Annotated in this window: 13 protein-coding genes; 4 read left to right on the top strand and 9 right to left on the bottom strand. The window is 65.4% G+C overall.

Translation table 11 applies throughout. The annotated features are described in order from the left end of the window. The first annotated feature begins 19 nt into the window (after window positions 1-19). The 3 genes from CJD35_RS09485 to rsmA are packed head-to-tail and all read left to right on the top strand — an operon-like array spanning window position 20 to window position 3,270. Window positions 20-1,405, top strand: a complete 1,386-nt coding sequence (locus tag CJD35_RS09485; RefSeq protein WP_086485409.1) for a peptidylprolyl isomerase — start codon at window positions 20-22, stop codon at window positions 1,403-1,405. Further along, the gene (gene pdxA, locus CJD35_RS09480; protein ID WP_017184737.1) at window positions 1,383-2,423 is read left to right on the top strand and encodes a 4-hydroxythreonine-4-phosphate dehydrogenase PdxA; all 1,041 of its coding nucleotides are present in this window, start codon (window positions 1,383-1,385) and stop codon (window positions 2,421-2,423) included. Before CJD35_RS09485 ends, pdxA begins: the two co-directional genes overlap by 23 nt. Further along, window positions 2,413-3,270: a 16S rRNA (adenine(1518)-N(6)/adenine(1519)-N(6))-dimethyltransferase RsmA gene (rsmA, locus tag CJD35_RS09475; RefSeq protein WP_017184736.1), complete on the top strand. Its 858-nt coding sequence runs from the start codon at window positions 2,413-2,415 to the stop codon at window positions 3,268-3,270. Before pdxA ends, rsmA begins: the two co-directional genes overlap by 11 nt. Window positions 3,271-3,490: 220 nt before the next feature. Here the strand turns inward: rsmA and CJD35_RS09470 are convergent, their stop codons facing one another. From CJD35_RS09470 to ptsP, 9 genes are all read right to left on the bottom strand, one after another. After that, window positions 3,491-4,012, bottom strand: a complete 522-nt coding sequence (locus tag CJD35_RS09470; RefSeq protein ID WP_026002692.1) for a tetratricopeptide repeat protein — start codon at window positions 4,010-4,012, stop codon at window positions 3,491-3,493. Window positions 4,013-4,103: 91 nt separating this feature from the next. Beyond that, window positions 4,104-5,279, bottom strand: a complete 1,176-nt coding sequence (locus CJD35_RS09465; RefSeq protein ID WP_086485408.1) for an RsmB/NOP family class I SAM-dependent RNA methyltransferase — start codon at window positions 5,277-5,279, stop codon at window positions 4,104-4,106. Between the two features lie 105 nt (window positions 5,280-5,384). Further along, a complete protein-coding gene (gene guaB, locus CJD35_RS09460) occupies window positions 5,385-6,842 on the bottom strand; it encodes an IMP dehydrogenase (protein WP_017181109.1) in 1,458 nt (485 codons plus the stop codon). A gap of 180 nt (window positions 6,843-7,022) precedes the next feature. After that, complete coding sequence (gene ftsH, locus CJD35_RS09455) at window positions 7,023-8,972, bottom strand: ATP-dependent zinc metalloprotease FtsH (protein ID WP_026002053.1); 1,950 nt, start codon at window positions 8,970-8,972, stop codon at window positions 7,023-7,025. A gap of 77 nt (window positions 8,973-9,049) precedes the next feature. After that, on the bottom strand, window positions 9,050-9,241 hold the full coding sequence (locus CJD35_RS09450; RefSeq protein WP_017181107.1) for a hypothetical protein: 192 nt from the start codon (window positions 9,239-9,241) through the stop codon (window positions 9,050-9,052). 94 nt (window positions 9,242-9,335) lie between these two features. Further along, window positions 9,336-10,316, bottom strand: coding sequence for a tRNA lysidine(34) synthetase TilS (tilS, locus tag CJD35_RS09445; protein WP_017181106.1), 981 nt, complete (start codon window positions 10,314-10,316; stop codon window positions 9,336-9,338). Beyond that, window positions 10,307-11,248 carry a tol-pal system YbgF family protein gene (locus CJD35_RS09440; protein WP_017181105.1) on the bottom strand — a complete coding sequence of 314 codons (942 nt, stop codon included), beginning with the start codon at window positions 11,246-11,248 and terminating at the stop codon, window positions 10,307-10,309. Before CJD35_RS09440 ends, tilS begins: the two co-directional genes overlap by 10 nt. Before the next feature lie 94 nt (window positions 11,249-11,342). Next, window positions 11,343-12,287 (bottom strand): helix-turn-helix domain-containing protein, encoded by a 945-nt coding sequence (locus CJD35_RS09435; RefSeq protein WP_095686996.1) that lies wholly within the window; start codon window positions 12,285-12,287, stop codon window positions 11,343-11,345. An 84-nt stretch (window positions 12,288-12,371) separates the two neighbouring features. Beyond that, window positions 12,372-14,648, bottom strand: coding sequence for a phosphoenolpyruvate--protein phosphotransferase (gene ptsP / locus CJD35_RS09430; RefSeq protein WP_017181103.1), 2,277 nt, complete (start codon window positions 14,646-14,648; stop codon window positions 12,372-12,374). A 140-nt stretch (window positions 14,649-14,788) separates the two neighbouring features. Between ptsP and CJD35_RS09425 the strand changes: the two genes are divergently transcribed. Continuing rightward, the gene (locus CJD35_RS09425; protein ID WP_017181102.1) at window positions 14,789-15,946 is read left to right on the top strand and encodes a pyridoxal phosphate-dependent aminotransferase; all 1,158 of its coding nucleotides are present in this window, start codon (window positions 14,789-14,791) and stop codon (window positions 15,944-15,946) included. The last annotated feature ends 106 nt before the right edge of the window (window positions 15,947-16,052 follow it).

The raw sequence follows: 16,052 nt of genomic DNA, 5'->3' as shown, positions 1-16,052 counted from the left end.
TTGGAGATATTTGCCGACGATGCTGCCTGTCGTTTCCACGTCCACCCGCATGTTTCCGGCCGTTCGTTCGGCCCTGCGCACCCTGTTCCTGTCGACCGCGCTGCTTGGCGTGGGGGTGCAGGGCGTCACCGCGCAAACGGTCGATGATGGCGGCGACATCGCCAGCCAGCAGCTCAACCTGCCGCAGGACGTCACCGTTTTCGGCAAGAGCGACCCCAATGTCCGCAAGGCGACGGCGATCGTCAACGGTCGCATCATCACCGGCACGGACATTGACCAGCGCCTCGCGCTGATCATCACTGCCAATGGCGGCAAGGTGGCGCCGGAGGAAAAGGAGCGGCTGCGGGTGCAGGTGCTGCGCAACCTGATCGACGAAACGCTCCAGATTCAGGAAGCCGCCGCCAACGACATCAAGGTCGATCCGGCTGAAATCGAACAAAGCTATGAACGTGTCGCGGCCAATTTCCGCCAGTCGCCGACCCAGTTCGACGCCTATCTGCGCAGCCAGGGCAGTTCCTCGGCCAGCATCAAGCGCCAGATTGAAGGCGAACTGGCGTGGAGCCGCCTGCTGCGGCGCAATATCCAGCCGTTCGTCAACGTGTCGGAAGACGAAGTGAAATCGGTGGTCGACCGGCTGAACGCGGCCAAGGGCAGCGACGAATTCCGGATCGGCGAAATCTATCTGTCGGCGACCCCGGAAAATCGCGACCAGATCATCGCCAACGCCCGCAACATCATCGAACAAATCAAGCAGGGTGGCAGCTTTGCCGCCTATGCCCGGCAATTCTCCGAAGCATCGACCGCAGCGGTCGGTGGCGATCTGGGCTGGGTCCGCCCCGCCCAGCTGCCGCCCGAACTGGCGAATGCCGCCGTCGAAATGCAGGTCGGGCAGATTGCCGGGCCGATCGAGGTCGCTGGCGGCGTGTCGCTGATCTACGTGATGGACAAGCGCAAGGTGCTGACCGCCGATCCGCGCGATTCGCTGCTCAGCCTGAAACAGCTGTCGGTGCTGTTCCCGCAGGGCACGACCAAGGAGCAGGCGAGCGCCAAGGCCGCAAGCTTCGCCGCCGCCATCAAGGAGATCAAGGGCTGCGGGCAGGCCAATGAGGTCGGCGCAAAGATCGGCGCGGACGTGGTCGACAATGACAATGTGAAGCTGCGCGATCTGCCGCCCCAGCTGCAGGAGATTCTGCTGAACCTCCAGGTCGGCGAAGCCACGCCCCCGTTCGGCTCCATCACCGACGGCGTGCGCGTCCTGATCGTGTGCGGCCGCGATGATCCAGTGTCGGCCAATGCGCCCAATCCCGAACAGATCATGGCGCAGCTGGAAGAAGAGCGGGTCAACAAGCGTGCGCGCATCTATCTGCGCGATCTGCGTCGTGATGCGATCATCGAATATAACTGACACCGCGCCCCTGCCCGGCCAGTCGCCGCTGCCCTTTGCGGTTTCGCTCGGTGATCCCGCCGGGATCGGGCCGGAAATCGTCGCCAAAAGCTGGGTCATGCGCGACGCGCGTGGCCTGCCGCCCTTTTTCGCGGTGGGCGACGTCGCGGCGTTGCGCGCGGTCTGGCTCGGCCCGATCGCGCTGATCAGCGCGCCGGAAGATGCTGCCGCCGCCTTCGGGTCGGCGCTGCCCTGCCTTCAGGTCGGACAGGCGGGGGAGATTATTCCCGGCACCCCCAGCGTCGATGGCGCGCGCACCGCGTTTGAATCGCTCGAAGCCTCGGTCGGCCTCGCCCGGTCGGGATCGGCGGCGGGCATCGTCACCGCGCCCGTGGGCAAGGAACAGCTGTACGGCGTGGGCTTCACCCATCCGGGCCAGACCGAATTCGTCGCCGAACGTTGCGGCGTATCGCCCCATAATGCCGTGATGATGCTGGCCGGGCCATCGCTCAAGGTGGTGCCGGTCACGATCCATATTCCGCTGAGCGAAGTGCCGGCGGCGCTGACCATCGACCTGATCCGCGCCCGCGCGATCACGACGGCCAAGGGATTGCAAAAGAATTTCGGCATTGCCCGCCCCCGCCTCGCCGTCGCCGGGCTGAACCCTCATGCAGGGGAAGGCGGCGCGCTGGGGCGGGAGGAAATCGACATCATCCGCCCGGCCGTCGAATCGCTGCGTGACGAAGGCTTCGACATAGTCGGGCCGCTCGCCGCCGACGGCATGTTCCATGCCCGCGCGCGCGAAACCTATGACGCGGCGCTGTGCATGTATCATGATCAGGCGCTGATCCCTATCAAGACGCTGAATTTCGACGATGGCGTCAACATCACGCTCGGCCTGCCGATCGTGCGCACATCGCCCGACCATGGCACCGCCTTTGGCATTGCAGGCACCGACAGCGCCAATCCCGGCGCAATGATCGCGGCGCTGCGCATGGCCGCCGACGCCGCCCGTGCGCGCCTCGCCTATGCCGCCTGAAGCCAGGGTGAAGCTGCCGCCGCTGCGGGACGTGATCGCCACGCACGGGCTTCAGGCCAGCAAGGCGCTGGGGCAGAATTTCCTGCTCGACGAACAATTGCTCGACCGGATCGCCGCTATCCCCGGCGCGATCGACGGCCAGCCCGCGTTCGAGGTCGGCCCCGGCCCCGGCGGCCTAACCCGCGCCATATTGCGCGCGGGCGCACGCCTCGTCGCGGTGGAGCGTGACCGGCGTTGCCTGCCGGCATTGGCGGAACTGGACGCCGCCTTTCCGGGGCAGTTGCGCATCCTGTCGGGCGACGCGATGGAAATCGACGCCCGCGCGGAAGCGGGCGATGGCGCGCATATCATCGCCAACCTGCCCTATAATGTTGGCACCGCGCTGCTGATCGGCTGGCTGTCGGCTGACTGGTCGCCGCTCCCCTGGTGGTCCACGCTGACGCTGATGTTCCAGATGGAGGTCGCCGAACGCATCGTCGCCCAGCCCGGCACGGATCATTATGGCCGCCTCGCCATCCTGTCCCAATGGCGCAGCGACGCGCGCATCGCGATGAAGGTCCACCGCAGCGCCTTCACCCCGCCGCCCAAGGTCATGTCCGCCGTCGTTCACCTGACGCCCAAGGCCGCGCCGGACGGCGTGCAGCTAAAGCATCTCGAACGCCTGACCGCCGCCGCCTTTGGCCAGCGCCGCAAAATGCTGCGGCAAAGCCTCAAGGGCTTGCCCGGCGCGCTCGATGCCCTGGCAGAGGTCGGCATCGACCCGCAACGCCGCGCCGAAACGGTCAGCGTCGATGAATTTGTCGCGGTGGCAAGGGTGCTGGGGCGGCAGGCTCGCGCTGCGCCTTAGGCGCGATGATTTCACGGAGGTAGAGAATTGAACCTAAACGCCCCACACCGGGCGCACGGGAACCACTGTCCTACACGCCGCCCGCCCTGCTACTATCGCGCCGACCGGCTCTTTCTCACCGTCGACAGCCAAACGGATCGCACAACAATCTATCCCAGCCCGATAATAAAATATCGCGTTCACCGGGAAATATGCGAAGTTAAGCGTCGCAAATCCTATTTTACGGCGTCTCGGTCGGCACCGTTTTGGGCGCGGTCGGGACGGCATCCTTGGCCGTCAGGGCGACGGCAGGCGGGCCTTTCTGGATCGCGGCGGCCAGCTGGCTGACGGGCGCGCACTCACCCTTGCACAGCGTCTGCGCCTTGGCCAACACCTCCTTGGCCTTGGCCAGCGCGCCCTTTTCCACCATCGCCTCGCCCTGCCCCGCCAGCGCGACCACATCGGTCGGGTCCAGCAGCAGCGCTTCCTTGTAGAGGCGGATCGCCTTGCCCTGCAGCCCCTGCGCACGGGCGACCTGCGCCAGATCGATATAGGCGGCGCGGTTGCGCGGATCGACCGCCAGCGCGCTTTCCAGCGCATCGGTCGCACCGCTCAGATTGCCCGCCGCGAAGGCCGCGGCGCCCGCCTTCTGCCATTCTATCGATCGCGGCTCGATCTGCGCATCGGGCCGCTGGCTCAGCCCGACGCTGGACACAGTGGTCAGGACGATGGCAAGCGCGATCGAGGCGGGGGTAAAACGCATAAGAGTCTCCAGCCATGTTTCAGGCGTTGATTTTGTCCAAGTGTCGCCATTTTGCGGGCGCTTGTCCATGGCCTGTTTCACGCCGCCGCTTTCAGGCAGACCGGCGCAGGCGCGCAAAGAAAAAGCCGTCCGTCCCGTCATGCCCCGGCGTCAACAGCCAGCCGTCGCCATGGGCGCGGCCCAGCGGCATATCCAGCGCTTCCGCCGTCCATCCATCATGGCGGGCCAGAAAGCCATCCACCTGATCGCGTCCCTCCCGATCCGTCAGCGCACAGGTAGCATAGACCAGCGCGCCGCCCGGAGCCAGCAGGGGCGCGGCGAAATCCATGATGCGCGCCTGTTCCGCGACCAGCCGGTCAAGCCGCGCCTGCGTCAGCCGCCAGCGCGCCTCCGGATTGCGACGCCAGGTGCCGGTGCCCGAACAGGGCGCGTCGACCAGCACGACGTCGGCCTTGCCGTGCAGGCTGTCCAGCCCCCGCCCTTCATGCCCCTGATCGATCAGCAGCGTTTCGATGAAGGTCGCGCCAGCCCGCTCCGCCCGTGGACTGAGCCGCGCCAGCCGCGCGCGGATCGTATCGGCGGCGATCAGCATGCCCTGCCCCGCCATCGCGGCGGCCAGCGCCAATGTCTTGCCCCCTGCCCCGGCGCACAGGTCAACCACAGTCATGCCGGGCGCGGCGGCGCAGGCCAGCGCGATCATCTGGCTGCCGCCATCCTGCACTTCCACCAGACCCTGTTTCCATGGGTCGGCCTGTTCGACCGGGAAGCCTTCGGGCAGGCGCAGGCCATCGGGCAAGCCCGCGATCGGCTGCGCGTCGGGCAATTGCCGCGCGACCGTGGCAGGCGTCGCCTTCAGCCGGTTGACCCGCAGATCGACCGGCGCGCGGCCCAGCAGCGCCGCCTGCTCGACCGGCGCAGCGAGCAGCGGCGCAAGCCAGGCTGGCACCGCCCCGGCGCTGGCCCCGACCTCGCCCGGTTCGATCGGCATCGGCGCATGGGTCGATCCGTCGAACAGCGTGGCCAGATCGGGCCGCTCCATCGCAAGTCCGATCATCGCTTCGCGCCCGGTGTCGGGCCGTTCGCCCGCGCGGCGGATCGCATCATAGACATGATCACGCACCGCCCGCCGGTCGCGCGACCCGGCGTAGCGCCGCTCCTTGAAATAGCGCGCGATCAGCGTGTCGGCGGCAGGCCCGCCGTCCCGCGCCGACGCAATGATCGCGTCAAGCAATTCGATCGCGGCCTGAAGGCGGGCGGCGGGGGTCAAGACTCCCCTCCCTTTAGGGAGGGGTTGGGGGAGGGCATGTCGCAGTAATCGACGATCAGCACACGCCCTCCCCTAACCCCTCCCGCAAGCGGAAGGGGAATATCATCAGCGCGTCGGATAATTGGGCGCTTCACGCGTGATGGTGACGTCATGGACATGGCTTTCGGACAGCCCGGCATTGGTGATCTGCACGAAACGGGCGCGCTCCTGCAAGTCAGGAATGGTGCGGCTGCCGGTATAGCCCATCGCCGCCTTCACGCCGCCGACCAGCTGGTGGATCACATCCTTGGCCGGGCCCTTGAACGGCACCTGCCCCTCAATCCCTTCGGGGACCAGCTTCATCTGGTCCTTGATGTCCGCCTGGAAATAGCGGTCGGCGCTCCCCCGCGCCATGGCACCGACGCTGCCCATGCCGCGATAGCTCTTATAGGCCCGCCCCTGATAGAGGAAGGTTTCGCCCGGTGCCTCGGCGGTGCCTGCCAGCAGCGATCCGACCATGACGCAACCGGCGCCAGCCGCCAGCGCCTTGGCCACGTCGCCGCTCGTGCGCAACCCGCCATCGGCGATCACCGGCACGCCCAGCTTGGCGGCGGCTTCGGCCGAATCCATGATCGCGGTCAGCTGCGGCACGCCCACGCCCGCGACAACGCGCGTGGTGCAGATCGACCCCGGCCCGATGCCAACCTTCACGCAATCCGCGCCCGCGCCGATCAGCGCGCGCGTTGCCTCGGCAGTGGCGACATTGCCCGCGACCACCTGGACATGGTTGGACAGGCGCTTGACCGCTTCTACCGCAGCCGAAACCTGCTTGCTGTGGCCATGGGCGGTATCGATGACGATCAGGTCGCATTCCGCGTCGATCAGCGCCTCGCTGCGCTCCAGCCCCTTGTCGCCCACCGTGGTCGCCGCCGCGACGCGCAGGCGGCCTGACCCGTCCTTGGTCGCCTGTGGGTATGTCACGGCCTTTTCCATATCCTTGACCGTGATCAGGCCGATGCAGCGATAGGCGTCGTCCACCACCAGCAGCTTTTCGATCCGGCGCTGATGCAGAAGCCGCTTGGCTTCGTCCTGGCTGACACCGGCTGGAACGACGGCCAGATTGTCCTTGGTCATCAGTTCGCTGACCGGCTGGGCCGGATTTTCGGCGAAGCGGGTATCGCGGTGGGTCAATATGCCAACCAGCTTGCCCGATTCCTCCACCACCGGAATGCCGCTGATCCGATGTTTCTGCATCAGCATCTGCGCATCGGCCAGCGTGGCGCTGGGCAGGATGGTGATGGGGTTGACCACCATGCCGCTTTCGAACCGCTTGACGGCGCGCACTGCGTCCGCCTGTTCTTCCACGGTCATGTTCCGGTGCAGCACGCCGATGCCGCCCAACTGCGCCATGACGATCGCCATGTCGGCCTCCGTCACCGTGTCCATCGCCGACGACAGGATCGGGATGTTCAGCTTTATCTCGCGCGTGACATAGGTGGACGTGTCCGCCTGACTGGGCAGCACGTCGGATTCGCCGGGCTGCAACAGCACGTCGTCAAAGGTGAGGCCGAGGCGGATGTCCATGGAAAATGCCACTTTCTGATGCGAACCCTGGGGTTGGTTCCGGGGATTTGTGGCGGCCCATGTAACCACTATGGGCGCGGACGGCCAGTCCCTTTGGCCCATTTTATTGCGCGGGTTGCGGGGACATGAAAAAGGGCGCGCAACCCGATGGTCGCGCGCCCCATTTCCTGTCCTTGCCGATCAGGCTCCGGCGGGAGACGGGTTTCCGAAAGGCCCCTTGCGCTTGCCTGCGCGCGGGATGGAAGACCCTGCCGCCGGAATGACCGACGGCTTGATCGTCGTGCCATCGTCGCGGGTGATCTCGCCCTTTTCCAGCAGCGCCTTGATCTCGTCGCCGCTCAGCGTTTCATATTCCAGCATGGCGTTGGCCAGCAGGTGCAGCTGGTCCTCATGACCGGTCAGCAATTCCTTGGCCCGATTATAGCCCTGCTCCACCAGCCCGCGAATTTCCTTGTCGATCAGCTTGGCGGTCTCGTCCGACATATGGACGCGGGCGCTCTGCGAATAGCCGAGGAAAGTCTCGCCCTGCTGCTCTTCATATTGCAGCGGACCCAGCTTGTCGGACATGCCCCACTGGGTGACCATGTCGCGCGCCAGCTTCGTCGCATATTGAATGTCGCCCGATGCGCCGCTCGACACCTTGTCATAGCCGAAGATGATCTCTTCGGCGACGCGGCCGCCCATGGCCACGGCCATGTTCGCATGCATCTTGTCGCGGTGATAGCTGTAGCTGTCGCGTTCGGGCAGGCGCATGACCATGCCCAATGCACGACCGCGCGGAATGATCGTCGCCTTGTGGATCGGGTCGGACGCAGGCTCATGGACCGACACGATGGCATGGCCGGCCTCATGATAGGCGGTCATCTTCTTTTCATCGTCGGTCATGACCATAGAGCGGCGTTCCGCGCCCATCATCACCTTGTCCTTGGCCGCCTCGAACTCGTCCATCGCGACCAGCCGCTTGCCACGCCGCGCCGCCATCAGCGCCGCCTCGTTCACCAGATTGGCAAGGTCCGCGCCGGAAAAGCCCGGCGTGCCGCGCGCGATCGTGCGCGGTTCGACGTCGGGCGCCAGCGGCACCTTCTTCATATGGACGGCAAGGATCTTCTCACGGCCTTCAATATCGGGACGGGGCACCACCACCTGACGGTCGAACCGGCCCGGACGCAGCAGCGCCGGGTCCAGCACGTCGGGACGGTTGGTGGCCGCGACGATGATGATGCCTTCATTGGCTTCAAAGCCATCCATCTCGACCAGCAACTGGTTCAGCGTCTGCTCACGCTCGTCATTGCCATTGCCAAGGCCCGCGCCGCGATGACGGCCCACTGCGTCGATTTCATCGATAAAGACGATGCAGGGCGCATTCTTCTTCGCCTGCTCGAACATGTCGCGCACGCGGCTTGCGCCCACACCGACGAACATTTCGACAAAGTCGGAGCCGGAAATGGTGAAGAAAGGCACGCCCGCCTCGCCCGCGATCGCGCGGGCCAGCAGCGTCTTGCCGGTGCCGGGCGAACCGACCAGCAACGCACCCTTGGGAATCTTGCCGCCCAGCCGGGCGAACTTGGTCGGGTTCTTCAGAAACTCGACGATCTCCTGCAATTCCTCGCGCGCTTCGTCGATGCCGGCAACGTCATCAAATGTGACCTTGCCATGCTTTTCAGTCAGCAGCTTGGCCTTCGACTTGCCAAAGCCCATCGCACCACCTGCACCGCCGCCCTTCTGCATCTGGCGCAGCACGAAGAAGGCGATGCCAAGGATCAGCAGGAAGGGGAGCGACTGGTAGATCAGGATCATCCAGAAGCTGGGCTGTTCTTCGGCCTGCCCCGAATATTTGACATTATAATCGTCAAGCAGGCCCGTCAGGCCCGGATCATTGACCGGAACGGTGCTGAACTTCTGGCCGCTGGCCAGCGTGCCCGAAATCTTGTTGGGCGCGATGGCGACATCCTTGACCTGCCCTTCCTGCACCTTCGATCGGAATTCGGAATAGGCGATGCCGGTCCCTGCCGTGGAGGCGGAACGGCTGTCAAACATCGACACGAACAGCAACAGGGCGACAATCACCCCTGCCCAAATCATCGCGCTCTTGATCCAGGGGTTGCCCTGCGGGTCTTTCTCGTCGTTCATCATCACTCTCTTTCACCGGCCAAGATAGGGCGCATCGGCCAAAGCGCAAGCTTGGCAACCGCCCTACAGGACAAGGATTAACCGGCAGTGAGTTGGACGATCGCGAGACAGGCCAGCGCCAGCGCCAGGCCCGCTGACAGGCCGCACAGCAGATAGCCCAGATACAGCAGCAACGGCGGGTGCGGCCGGGCCAGCTTATGATTACGTTGCGCTGCCGAAAGGATGACACTGGCCAACAGGCCATAGGTCAGCGCCGCAAATTCCATCATTACTGTAAATCTCCGCTCATTCGGATGCAGGATGAAGCATGGGCGGCGTTAAAGAAAGACTATTGCGGCGCACAAAAACGGCAGGGCGTTGGGTTCATGCGTCGGACTGCGGAACTTTTTGGAAATGTCCGCGCGGGGGCGCGGCGCGCAGCGTCCATACTCGCCCTCCGCGCAGCAGCCAGTCGCCCAGATTCGCTTGTCCTCCCACCTGCGCAGCACCGATCGCCCGGTCGAGTGCATCGCCCCGCGGCAGGGCCGCATTCGGCGCGGCGGCATTGAGCATGTGGAGGACCAGGCGGCGCAGATATTCGCGCGGCAGGTCAGTGCGATCAAGCCGCCACTGATCGCCATCGCGGCCGACATGGCGTGCGGCCAGTTCGGCGACGCTCCAGTCCAGCGCCGCTTCCGCCTCCGCCAGCGCGGCAGCGCTGCGGGCCGCCGCTTCCGGGTTCAACCAGTTTGCTCCGGTGAGGGCCACGCGCAATGCCGCACGGTCGAACCGTGGGTCAGCGTTGGAAGGGTCATGGACATGCGGCACCGCCTCTTCGTCGACAAGCCGCTGCAACGCTGCCTTGCGCACGCCCAGCAGCGGGCGGATGACCGTGCCGGACCGCCCCCGCACCCCGGCAAGGCCACCAACGCCCGATCCGCGATTGAGCCGCATCAACAGCGTTTCAAGCTGGTCGTCGGCATGGTGGGCGGTCATGATCCAGTCGACGCCCTGCGCGCTGCGCCATTGTTCGATCAGGCGGTAACGCTGCGCCCGCGCCCAGGCCTGAATATTGCCGGAGGGCGGCGCGTCCGGCTTTGCGACATGATGGGCGATCCCCTGCCCCGCGCACCAGCGCGCGACCATGGCCGCTTCGTCGGCGGAGGCGGGACGCAGGCGATGGTCAACGGTCACCGCCGCCACCCGTTCAGGAAAGGCGCGGGCCGCCAGATAGAGCAGCGCCATGCTGTCCGGTCCACCCGACACTGCGACACCAAAACGCGCCGCCGGGTCATCGCCCGCCAGCGCCCGGGTCGCCGCGATCAGCCGCGCTTGCAGGCCGGATCGGTCACTGCTCAGCTGCACTTCGCCTTGGTGCGGCCCTTGTCCATCATGCCGCGCAGACTTGCGGACAGGCTTGTTCCATAGACCTGCTCCAGCTCTGCATAGACTTTGCAGGCATCGGCAGGCTTTTTGAGCTGGATCAGCGCTTCGCCCAGATAGGCCAGGCTATCGGGCGCGCGGTCGCCGCGCGGACGCTTCTGATAATTTTCATAGAAAGCGACCGAGGCCAGAGCAGGCTTGCCATCGTCCAGATAGGCGCGACCAAGCAGGTTCTGCGCACGGCTGGCAACGGATGCGTCGCCATATTTGTCGACCGTGGCCTTCAACTGCGCCTGCGCTTCGGGATAAAATTTCGCGTCCCACAGGCGAAAGCCATAGCTGTAGGAGTCCATGGCTGCGTCGCCGGTATCCGGTCGCTCGATCGCGGCGATCGCTGCCTTGCGGGCTTCGCTGGCGGCCGGTGTCGCGGGCGCGGGCGCAGGCTTGGAAGGCGCTGGCTTGGCCGCGACCGGCGCCGGGTCGGCCGCAACAGGCGCAGCCGCGGTCGGCCTGACTTCAGGCGGGGTTTCGGGCTGGAGCAGACGGCCTTCGATTTCGGCCTTATATTTGGTGAAAGCTTCTTCCAGCTGCTTGAGCTTGAAGCTGTTTTCCTCGACCTGGCCAGTGATCGAGGCGAGCTGCGATTCCAGCGCCCCCACCCGCGCCGTCAGGTCCGATATGGGCGAGGAGGATGGCGATCCGGGGGCGACGGCCGGGGCGGCGGGGCGAACGATCTGCGCTTCGACGGGCGCGCCAGCCGGAAACACCTTGCGCTGAACGGCTTTCATTTCCTTTTCCAGCCGGTCGACCCGCACCTCGACCGGCGCATTTTGCGCAATGGCGGGCGGCGCGATCGCCAGCAGAAGCGGCGCGCTCCATGCCAGACAGGAGGTCGCGAAAAAGGCGTGACGCATGATATTCCCCGACTAATTCTCTCGCCTTAACCATAAGGCGTTATTTCGCGCGGTAAAGCGTCACGTTTCACGCTGCCCGCGTCCGGAACCAGGCTTAGCCACCCGTTCCGTCGCCCACTGCCGCTGGCGCGGGCGCTGGTGCCGCGGGTGCGGTTTCGCCAGCGGAGGACGGCCCGGCCTGACGCTGGGCTGCCGGGCGCTGCGCGGGCCGGAGGGATGGCGCTGCGGCAGACGAAGCGGCAGCGGGCGCTGCGGCGGCAGTCCCGCGCGCCAGCAGCGCTTCGGCGCTGACCGGCACGTCGGCGATCGTCCGGTCCGGCGCGCCCAAAGGCGCCACCACCTTGCCCCCGACAGTGACGCTGAGCGCCTGTGGCCGCCCGGTCAGGATCATCGGATTACGCGCGCTGGCAGGCAGAGTGAAAACCTCGCCCTTCTTCATCAGGCCATCCTTCAGCCGCTCGCCCGCCTCGTCATAGATACGCAGCCAGACATCGTCGGTTGCGGTAAAGACGACTGGCTGCGCAGCTGGCGCGACCTGTGCGGTGCTGGCGGCGACCGGAGCCTTGGCCTTCGCCTCTTCCTGCGCCATTTCCTCGCCCGTTGGCGGCGTCAGCGATTGCGATCGCCAGAGCGTGTAACCGGCAATCAGCAGGATGACGATGATGGCCGCCGTCCAGGCCAGCGTGCGCGAGGGCACGCGAGCGGGATCGACCGGCTCGAACACTTCGTAGCGATTGGTCGCCATGTCGCTGCTATGCACGGCCTCGCGCACTTCGGCGGCAATCGCCACTTCGTCCAGGTCGACCGCGCGGGCATAGGCGCGCGCGAACCCGACCGCATAGGGGATGCCAGGCAGGGCGGCATAATCGTCGCGCTCGACCGCTTCGAGTTGCCGCAGCGCGATCCGCGTGCGGGTGGCGACTTCCGCCAGCGACAGGCCCGCTGCCTCCCGCGCGGCACGCAGCTTCGCGCCGGGGGTGTCGGGCTGCATTTCCGGTGCGGGGCCCGCACCGGTGTCCAATTCTGTTTCGTCTGCCATGCTGCTCCGCGACCTTCGATGGTCGGTCTTGTCTCACTGTGGGACGGGGATTGTCAACGGCGCGCCGCGCCTTTGCCGTTCACCTCACCCCAGTTCGATGTTCCGTTCAACCGCCCACTGGGTCAGGCTCGCCCGAATGTCGCGCGCGCCCCCGTCCAGCAATTCGCGCATCAACGCCTGCAGTTCCGCCGCATCGACCGCGCGGATCATCGCCTTGACCGGACCGACCGAGGCAGGCGTGATCGAGAGGCGGCGAATGCCCAGGCCAACCAGCGCCATCGCTTCGAGCGTCCGCCCACCCATTTCGCCGCACACGCCGACGGGCACCTGATAGTCGGCGCAGGTCCGCACTACCCGGTCCAGGAAGCGCAGAATGGCGATACTCAACCAGTCATATCGTTCCGCCAGACGCGGATGGGCGCGGTCTGCGGCGAACAGGAACTGGGTCAGGTCATTGGTGCCGATCGACAGGAAATCGAGCCGCGGCAGCAATATGTCCAGCACTTCGGCCAGCGCAGGCACTTCCAGCATCGCGCCATATTTGACCGCGATCGGCAGCTTCTTCTTGCGCTCCTGCAACCACAGGCGCTGATGTTCGACGAGCGCGCGCGCCTGCTCATATTCCCAGGGTTCCGACACCATCGGGAACATGACATGCAACACCTTGCCCGCCGCCGCTTCCAGCAAGGCGCGGGCCTGCGCCTTCATCAGACCATCGCGGTCGAGCGCCAGCCGCAGCGCGCGCCAGCCCATCGCCGGATTATCCTCCAGCTCCTCGTCATCGTCGCGCTGCATATAGGGCAGCGCCTTGTCCCCGCCGATGTCGACGGTGCGGAAGATGACGGGGCGGTCACCCGCCGCATCCAGCACATCCTTGTAAAGCCGCTGCTGCTTTTCCCGCTGCGGCAATGTGGCGGACACCAGAAACTGGAATTCGGTGCGAAACAGGCCGATGCCGTCCGCCCCCACCATGTCGAGCGCCTGCGCATCCTCGCGCAGTCCCGCATTGACCATCAACTCCACCCGCTGGTCGTCGGCCGTGACAGACGGCAGGTCGCGCATCGCGGCAAATTCGGCGCGACGCTTCTGCGTGACATGCAGCTTGTTGTCGAACGCCTCGTCCATGTCGGGCGTAGGGCGGATCAACAGCGTATTGGTGTTGACGTCCATCAGGATGAGGTCGCCCTCATTGACCAGATGGCGAATGTCGCGGACGCGGCCTAGCACCGGCACGCCCATGGCGCGCGCGACGATGGTGACGTGGGCGGTCAGCGATCCTTCCTCCAGGATCACGCCCTTCAACCGGCGGCGATCATATTCCAGCAGTTCGGCCGGGCCCAGGTTGCGCGCGATCAGGATCGCGTCCTGCCGCAGACCCATCTGCGCCGCCGTGCCCAGTTGCCCCGACACGATCCGCAGCAGCCGGTTGGCCAGATCCTCCAGATCATGCATCCGGTCCGACAGTAGCGGATCGTCAATCTGGCGCATCCGCATGCGGGTGCGCTGCTGCACCCGCTCGATCGCCGCTTCGGCGGTCAGGCCGCTGTCGATCGCCTCGTTGATCCGGCGGGTCCAGCCTTCGTCATAGGCGAACATCTTGTAGGTTTCCAAAACCTCCTGATGCTCGCCCTCCATGCCGAACTCGGCCGCGCCGGTCATGCGGTCAATCTGTTCGCGCATCTTGGCGAAGGCGGAAATGACCCGCTGCCGCTCGGCCTCTATATCCTCCGCAACCGTATGTTCGATATGGACGCGCGGCTGGTGGAATACCGCATGGCCCCGCGCCATGCCCATCACCAGTTGCAGGCCGTGCAGCATGGTCGTGCCGGTATCGGCGACGCGCTGGTCGCTTGGTCCGTCATCGGCCAGTTCCGCATTGGCGATCAGTTCGGCCATCACCATGGCGACGGTCTGAAGCGCCTCTATCTCCACTTCTTCATATTTGCGCGGCTCGGCATGTTGCACGCACAGCACGCCGATCGACCTTTCCCGCCGCACGATCGGCACACCGGCAAAGCTGTGGAACAGCTCCTCCCCGGTTTCGGGGCGATAGCTATAGTCGGGGTGCGACGCGGCCTCGTCCAGGTTCAGCGTTTCGACATTGGTGGCGATCAGGCCGACCAGCCCCTCGCCCATCGCCATGCGGGTGACATGGACCGCTTCCTGCTTGAGGCCACGGGTCGCGAACAGTTCCAGCACGCCTTCGCGCACCAGATAGATGGAGCAGACCTCGCTCGACAGCGACTGGCCGATAATCTCCACCACCTTGTTCAGTTTCGCCTGCGCGCTGGTGCGCGACGCCATCACTTCCTGAAGGCGGGTGAGTATCTGGCGGGCGGCGGCGGCGGGCGTGCTGGGCATGATAGCAGCGCTATCAGATCGGCGGCCTGCTTTCCAAGCCATTCATGCAGCGCGATCGCCGACAGATGTCATTTGCATGGCGGAAACATTCTGTACGATCGTCTAAGAAGATAAAATCGGCTTTCTGGGAGAATGGGACCATGGCGACACGGGATGAAACGGCGTTTGAGCGCGACCTTCTGGACCGCGGCTATTCGCGGCGGCAACTGGCCAAGGCAACCGCCCTGCTGGGCGCTGGCGCAGCGGCGTTCCGCGCGACGGGCGCCCTGGCGCAGCAGGCGGCCAAGCCGGTCGCGGGCGCGGTCCGAATCGGCGCGAACGAATGCTGGACCGGCCCTTTCCCGATTGCAGCCGAAGCCGGTTTCAAGCTGGTGACCGAAGGCAATCGCTACGAACCGGACAATGAGCATCAGAAATTGTTCGACGCTGTATCCGCGGTAGAGGGCATCCCGGTGGATCGCATCGTCGCCTGGCCCGGATCGTCCGATCCGCTCAGCCGCGTCGCTGTCGCCTTTGCCTCGCCTACGCGGGGCATCGTGACGGCAAACCCCACCTATGAAGCGATCTGGCGGACCGGCGACTGGCTGGGCGCTAAAGTGACCAAGGTGCCGCTGACCAAGGATTATGCCCATGACGTCAAGGCGATGCTGGCGGCGGACCCCAATGCCGGGCTTTATTATATCTGTTCGCCCAACAATCCGACCGGCACCGTAACGCCGGTCGCCGACATTCAGTGGCTGGCCGACAACAAGCCCAAGGACGCGATCCTGGTCGTGGACGAAGCCTATATTCACTGGACCGAAATCGGCACCGCCGCCAAAATGGCCGCGACCCGTGACGATGTCATCGTGCTGCGTACCTTCTCCAAGCTGTTCGGCATGGCGGGGATGCGGCTGGGCCTGACCTTCGCCGCGCCTGCGCTGATGGAAAAGATGATGCGCTATGATGGCGGGCAGGTGACGGCGATGTTGCCGATGACCGCCGTGGCGTGCGGCACGGTGTCGGTCGCGCAGGCGGACCTCATCAAGGCACGGCGGGCCGAAATGATCGCCAATCGCGAAAAGGCGATCGCCTTTCTGACGAAGAAGAAGATCAAGGTCATCCCCGGCAGCCATGCCAATATGTTCATGATCGATTGGGGCAAGCCCGCAAAGCCCATGGCCGATGCGTTGCTGGCGGAAAATGTGCAGATCGGGCGCAGCTGGCCGATCTGGCCCAATGTCTCGCGCGTCTCGGTTGGCTCTGCGGCGGACATGGACGCCTTTTGCGCCGCCGTGGACAAGGTGTGGAAAGCCTGACGGCACCTCGCCTTCCCAACGTCAAAAAGTTACGATTTCTGGCGGCGGCGCATTGCGGAAATGCGCCGCCGCTTCGTTTTACCCCATGAACGCCCGGAACGAACGC

The sequence above is a fragment of the Sphingobium xenophagum genome (genome assembly GCF_002288285.1).
In the GTDB taxonomy this organism is placed as follows: Bacteria; Pseudomonadota; Alphaproteobacteria; order Sphingomonadales; family Sphingomonadaceae; genus Sphingobium; species Sphingobium xenophagum.
Note: the sequence above shows the minus strand (reverse complement) of the source record. Positions and strands in the feature narration are given on the sequence as shown.

Coding starts and splice junctions, on each gene's coding strand:
- CJD35_RS09485 (WP_086485409.1), top strand. CDS start 20: ATGCTGCCTGTCGTTTCCACGTCCACCCGCATGTTTCCGGCCGTTCGT.
- pdxA (WP_017184737.1), top strand. CDS start 1,383: ATGCGATCATCGAATATAACTGACACCGCGCCCCTGCCCGGCCAGTCG.
- rsmA (WP_017184736.1), top strand. CDS start 2,413: ATGCCGCCTGAAGCCAGGGTGAAGCTGCCGCCGCTGCGGGACGTGATC.
- CJD35_RS09470 (WP_026002692.1), bottom strand. CDS start 4,012: ATGCGTTTTACCCCCGCCTCGATCGCGCTTGCCATCGTCCTGACCACT.
- guaB (WP_017181109.1), bottom strand. CDS start 6,842: ATGGACATCCGCCTCGGCCTCACCTTTGACGACGTGCTGTTGCAGCCC.
- ftsH (WP_026002053.1), bottom strand. CDS start 8,972: ATGAACGACGAGAAAGACCCGCAGGGCAACCCCTGGATCAAGAGCGCG.
- CJD35_RS09450 (WP_017181107.1), bottom strand. CDS start 9,241: ATGATGGAATTTGCGGCGCTGACCTATGGCCTGTTGGCCAGTGTCATC.
- CJD35_RS09440 (WP_017181105.1), bottom strand. CDS start 11,248: ATGCGTCACGCCTTTTTCGCGACCTCCTGTCTGGCATGGAGCGCGCCG.
- CJD35_RS09435 (WP_095686996.1), bottom strand. CDS start 12,287: ATGGCAGACGAAACAGAATTGGACACCGGTGCGGGCCCCGCACCGGAA.
- ptsP (WP_017181103.1), bottom strand. CDS start 14,648: ATGCCCAGCACGCCCGCCGCCGCCGCCCGCCAGATACTCACCCGCCTT.
- CJD35_RS09425 (WP_017181102.1), top strand. CDS start 14,789: ATGGCGACACGGGATGAAACGGCGTTTGAGCGCGACCTTCTGGACCGC.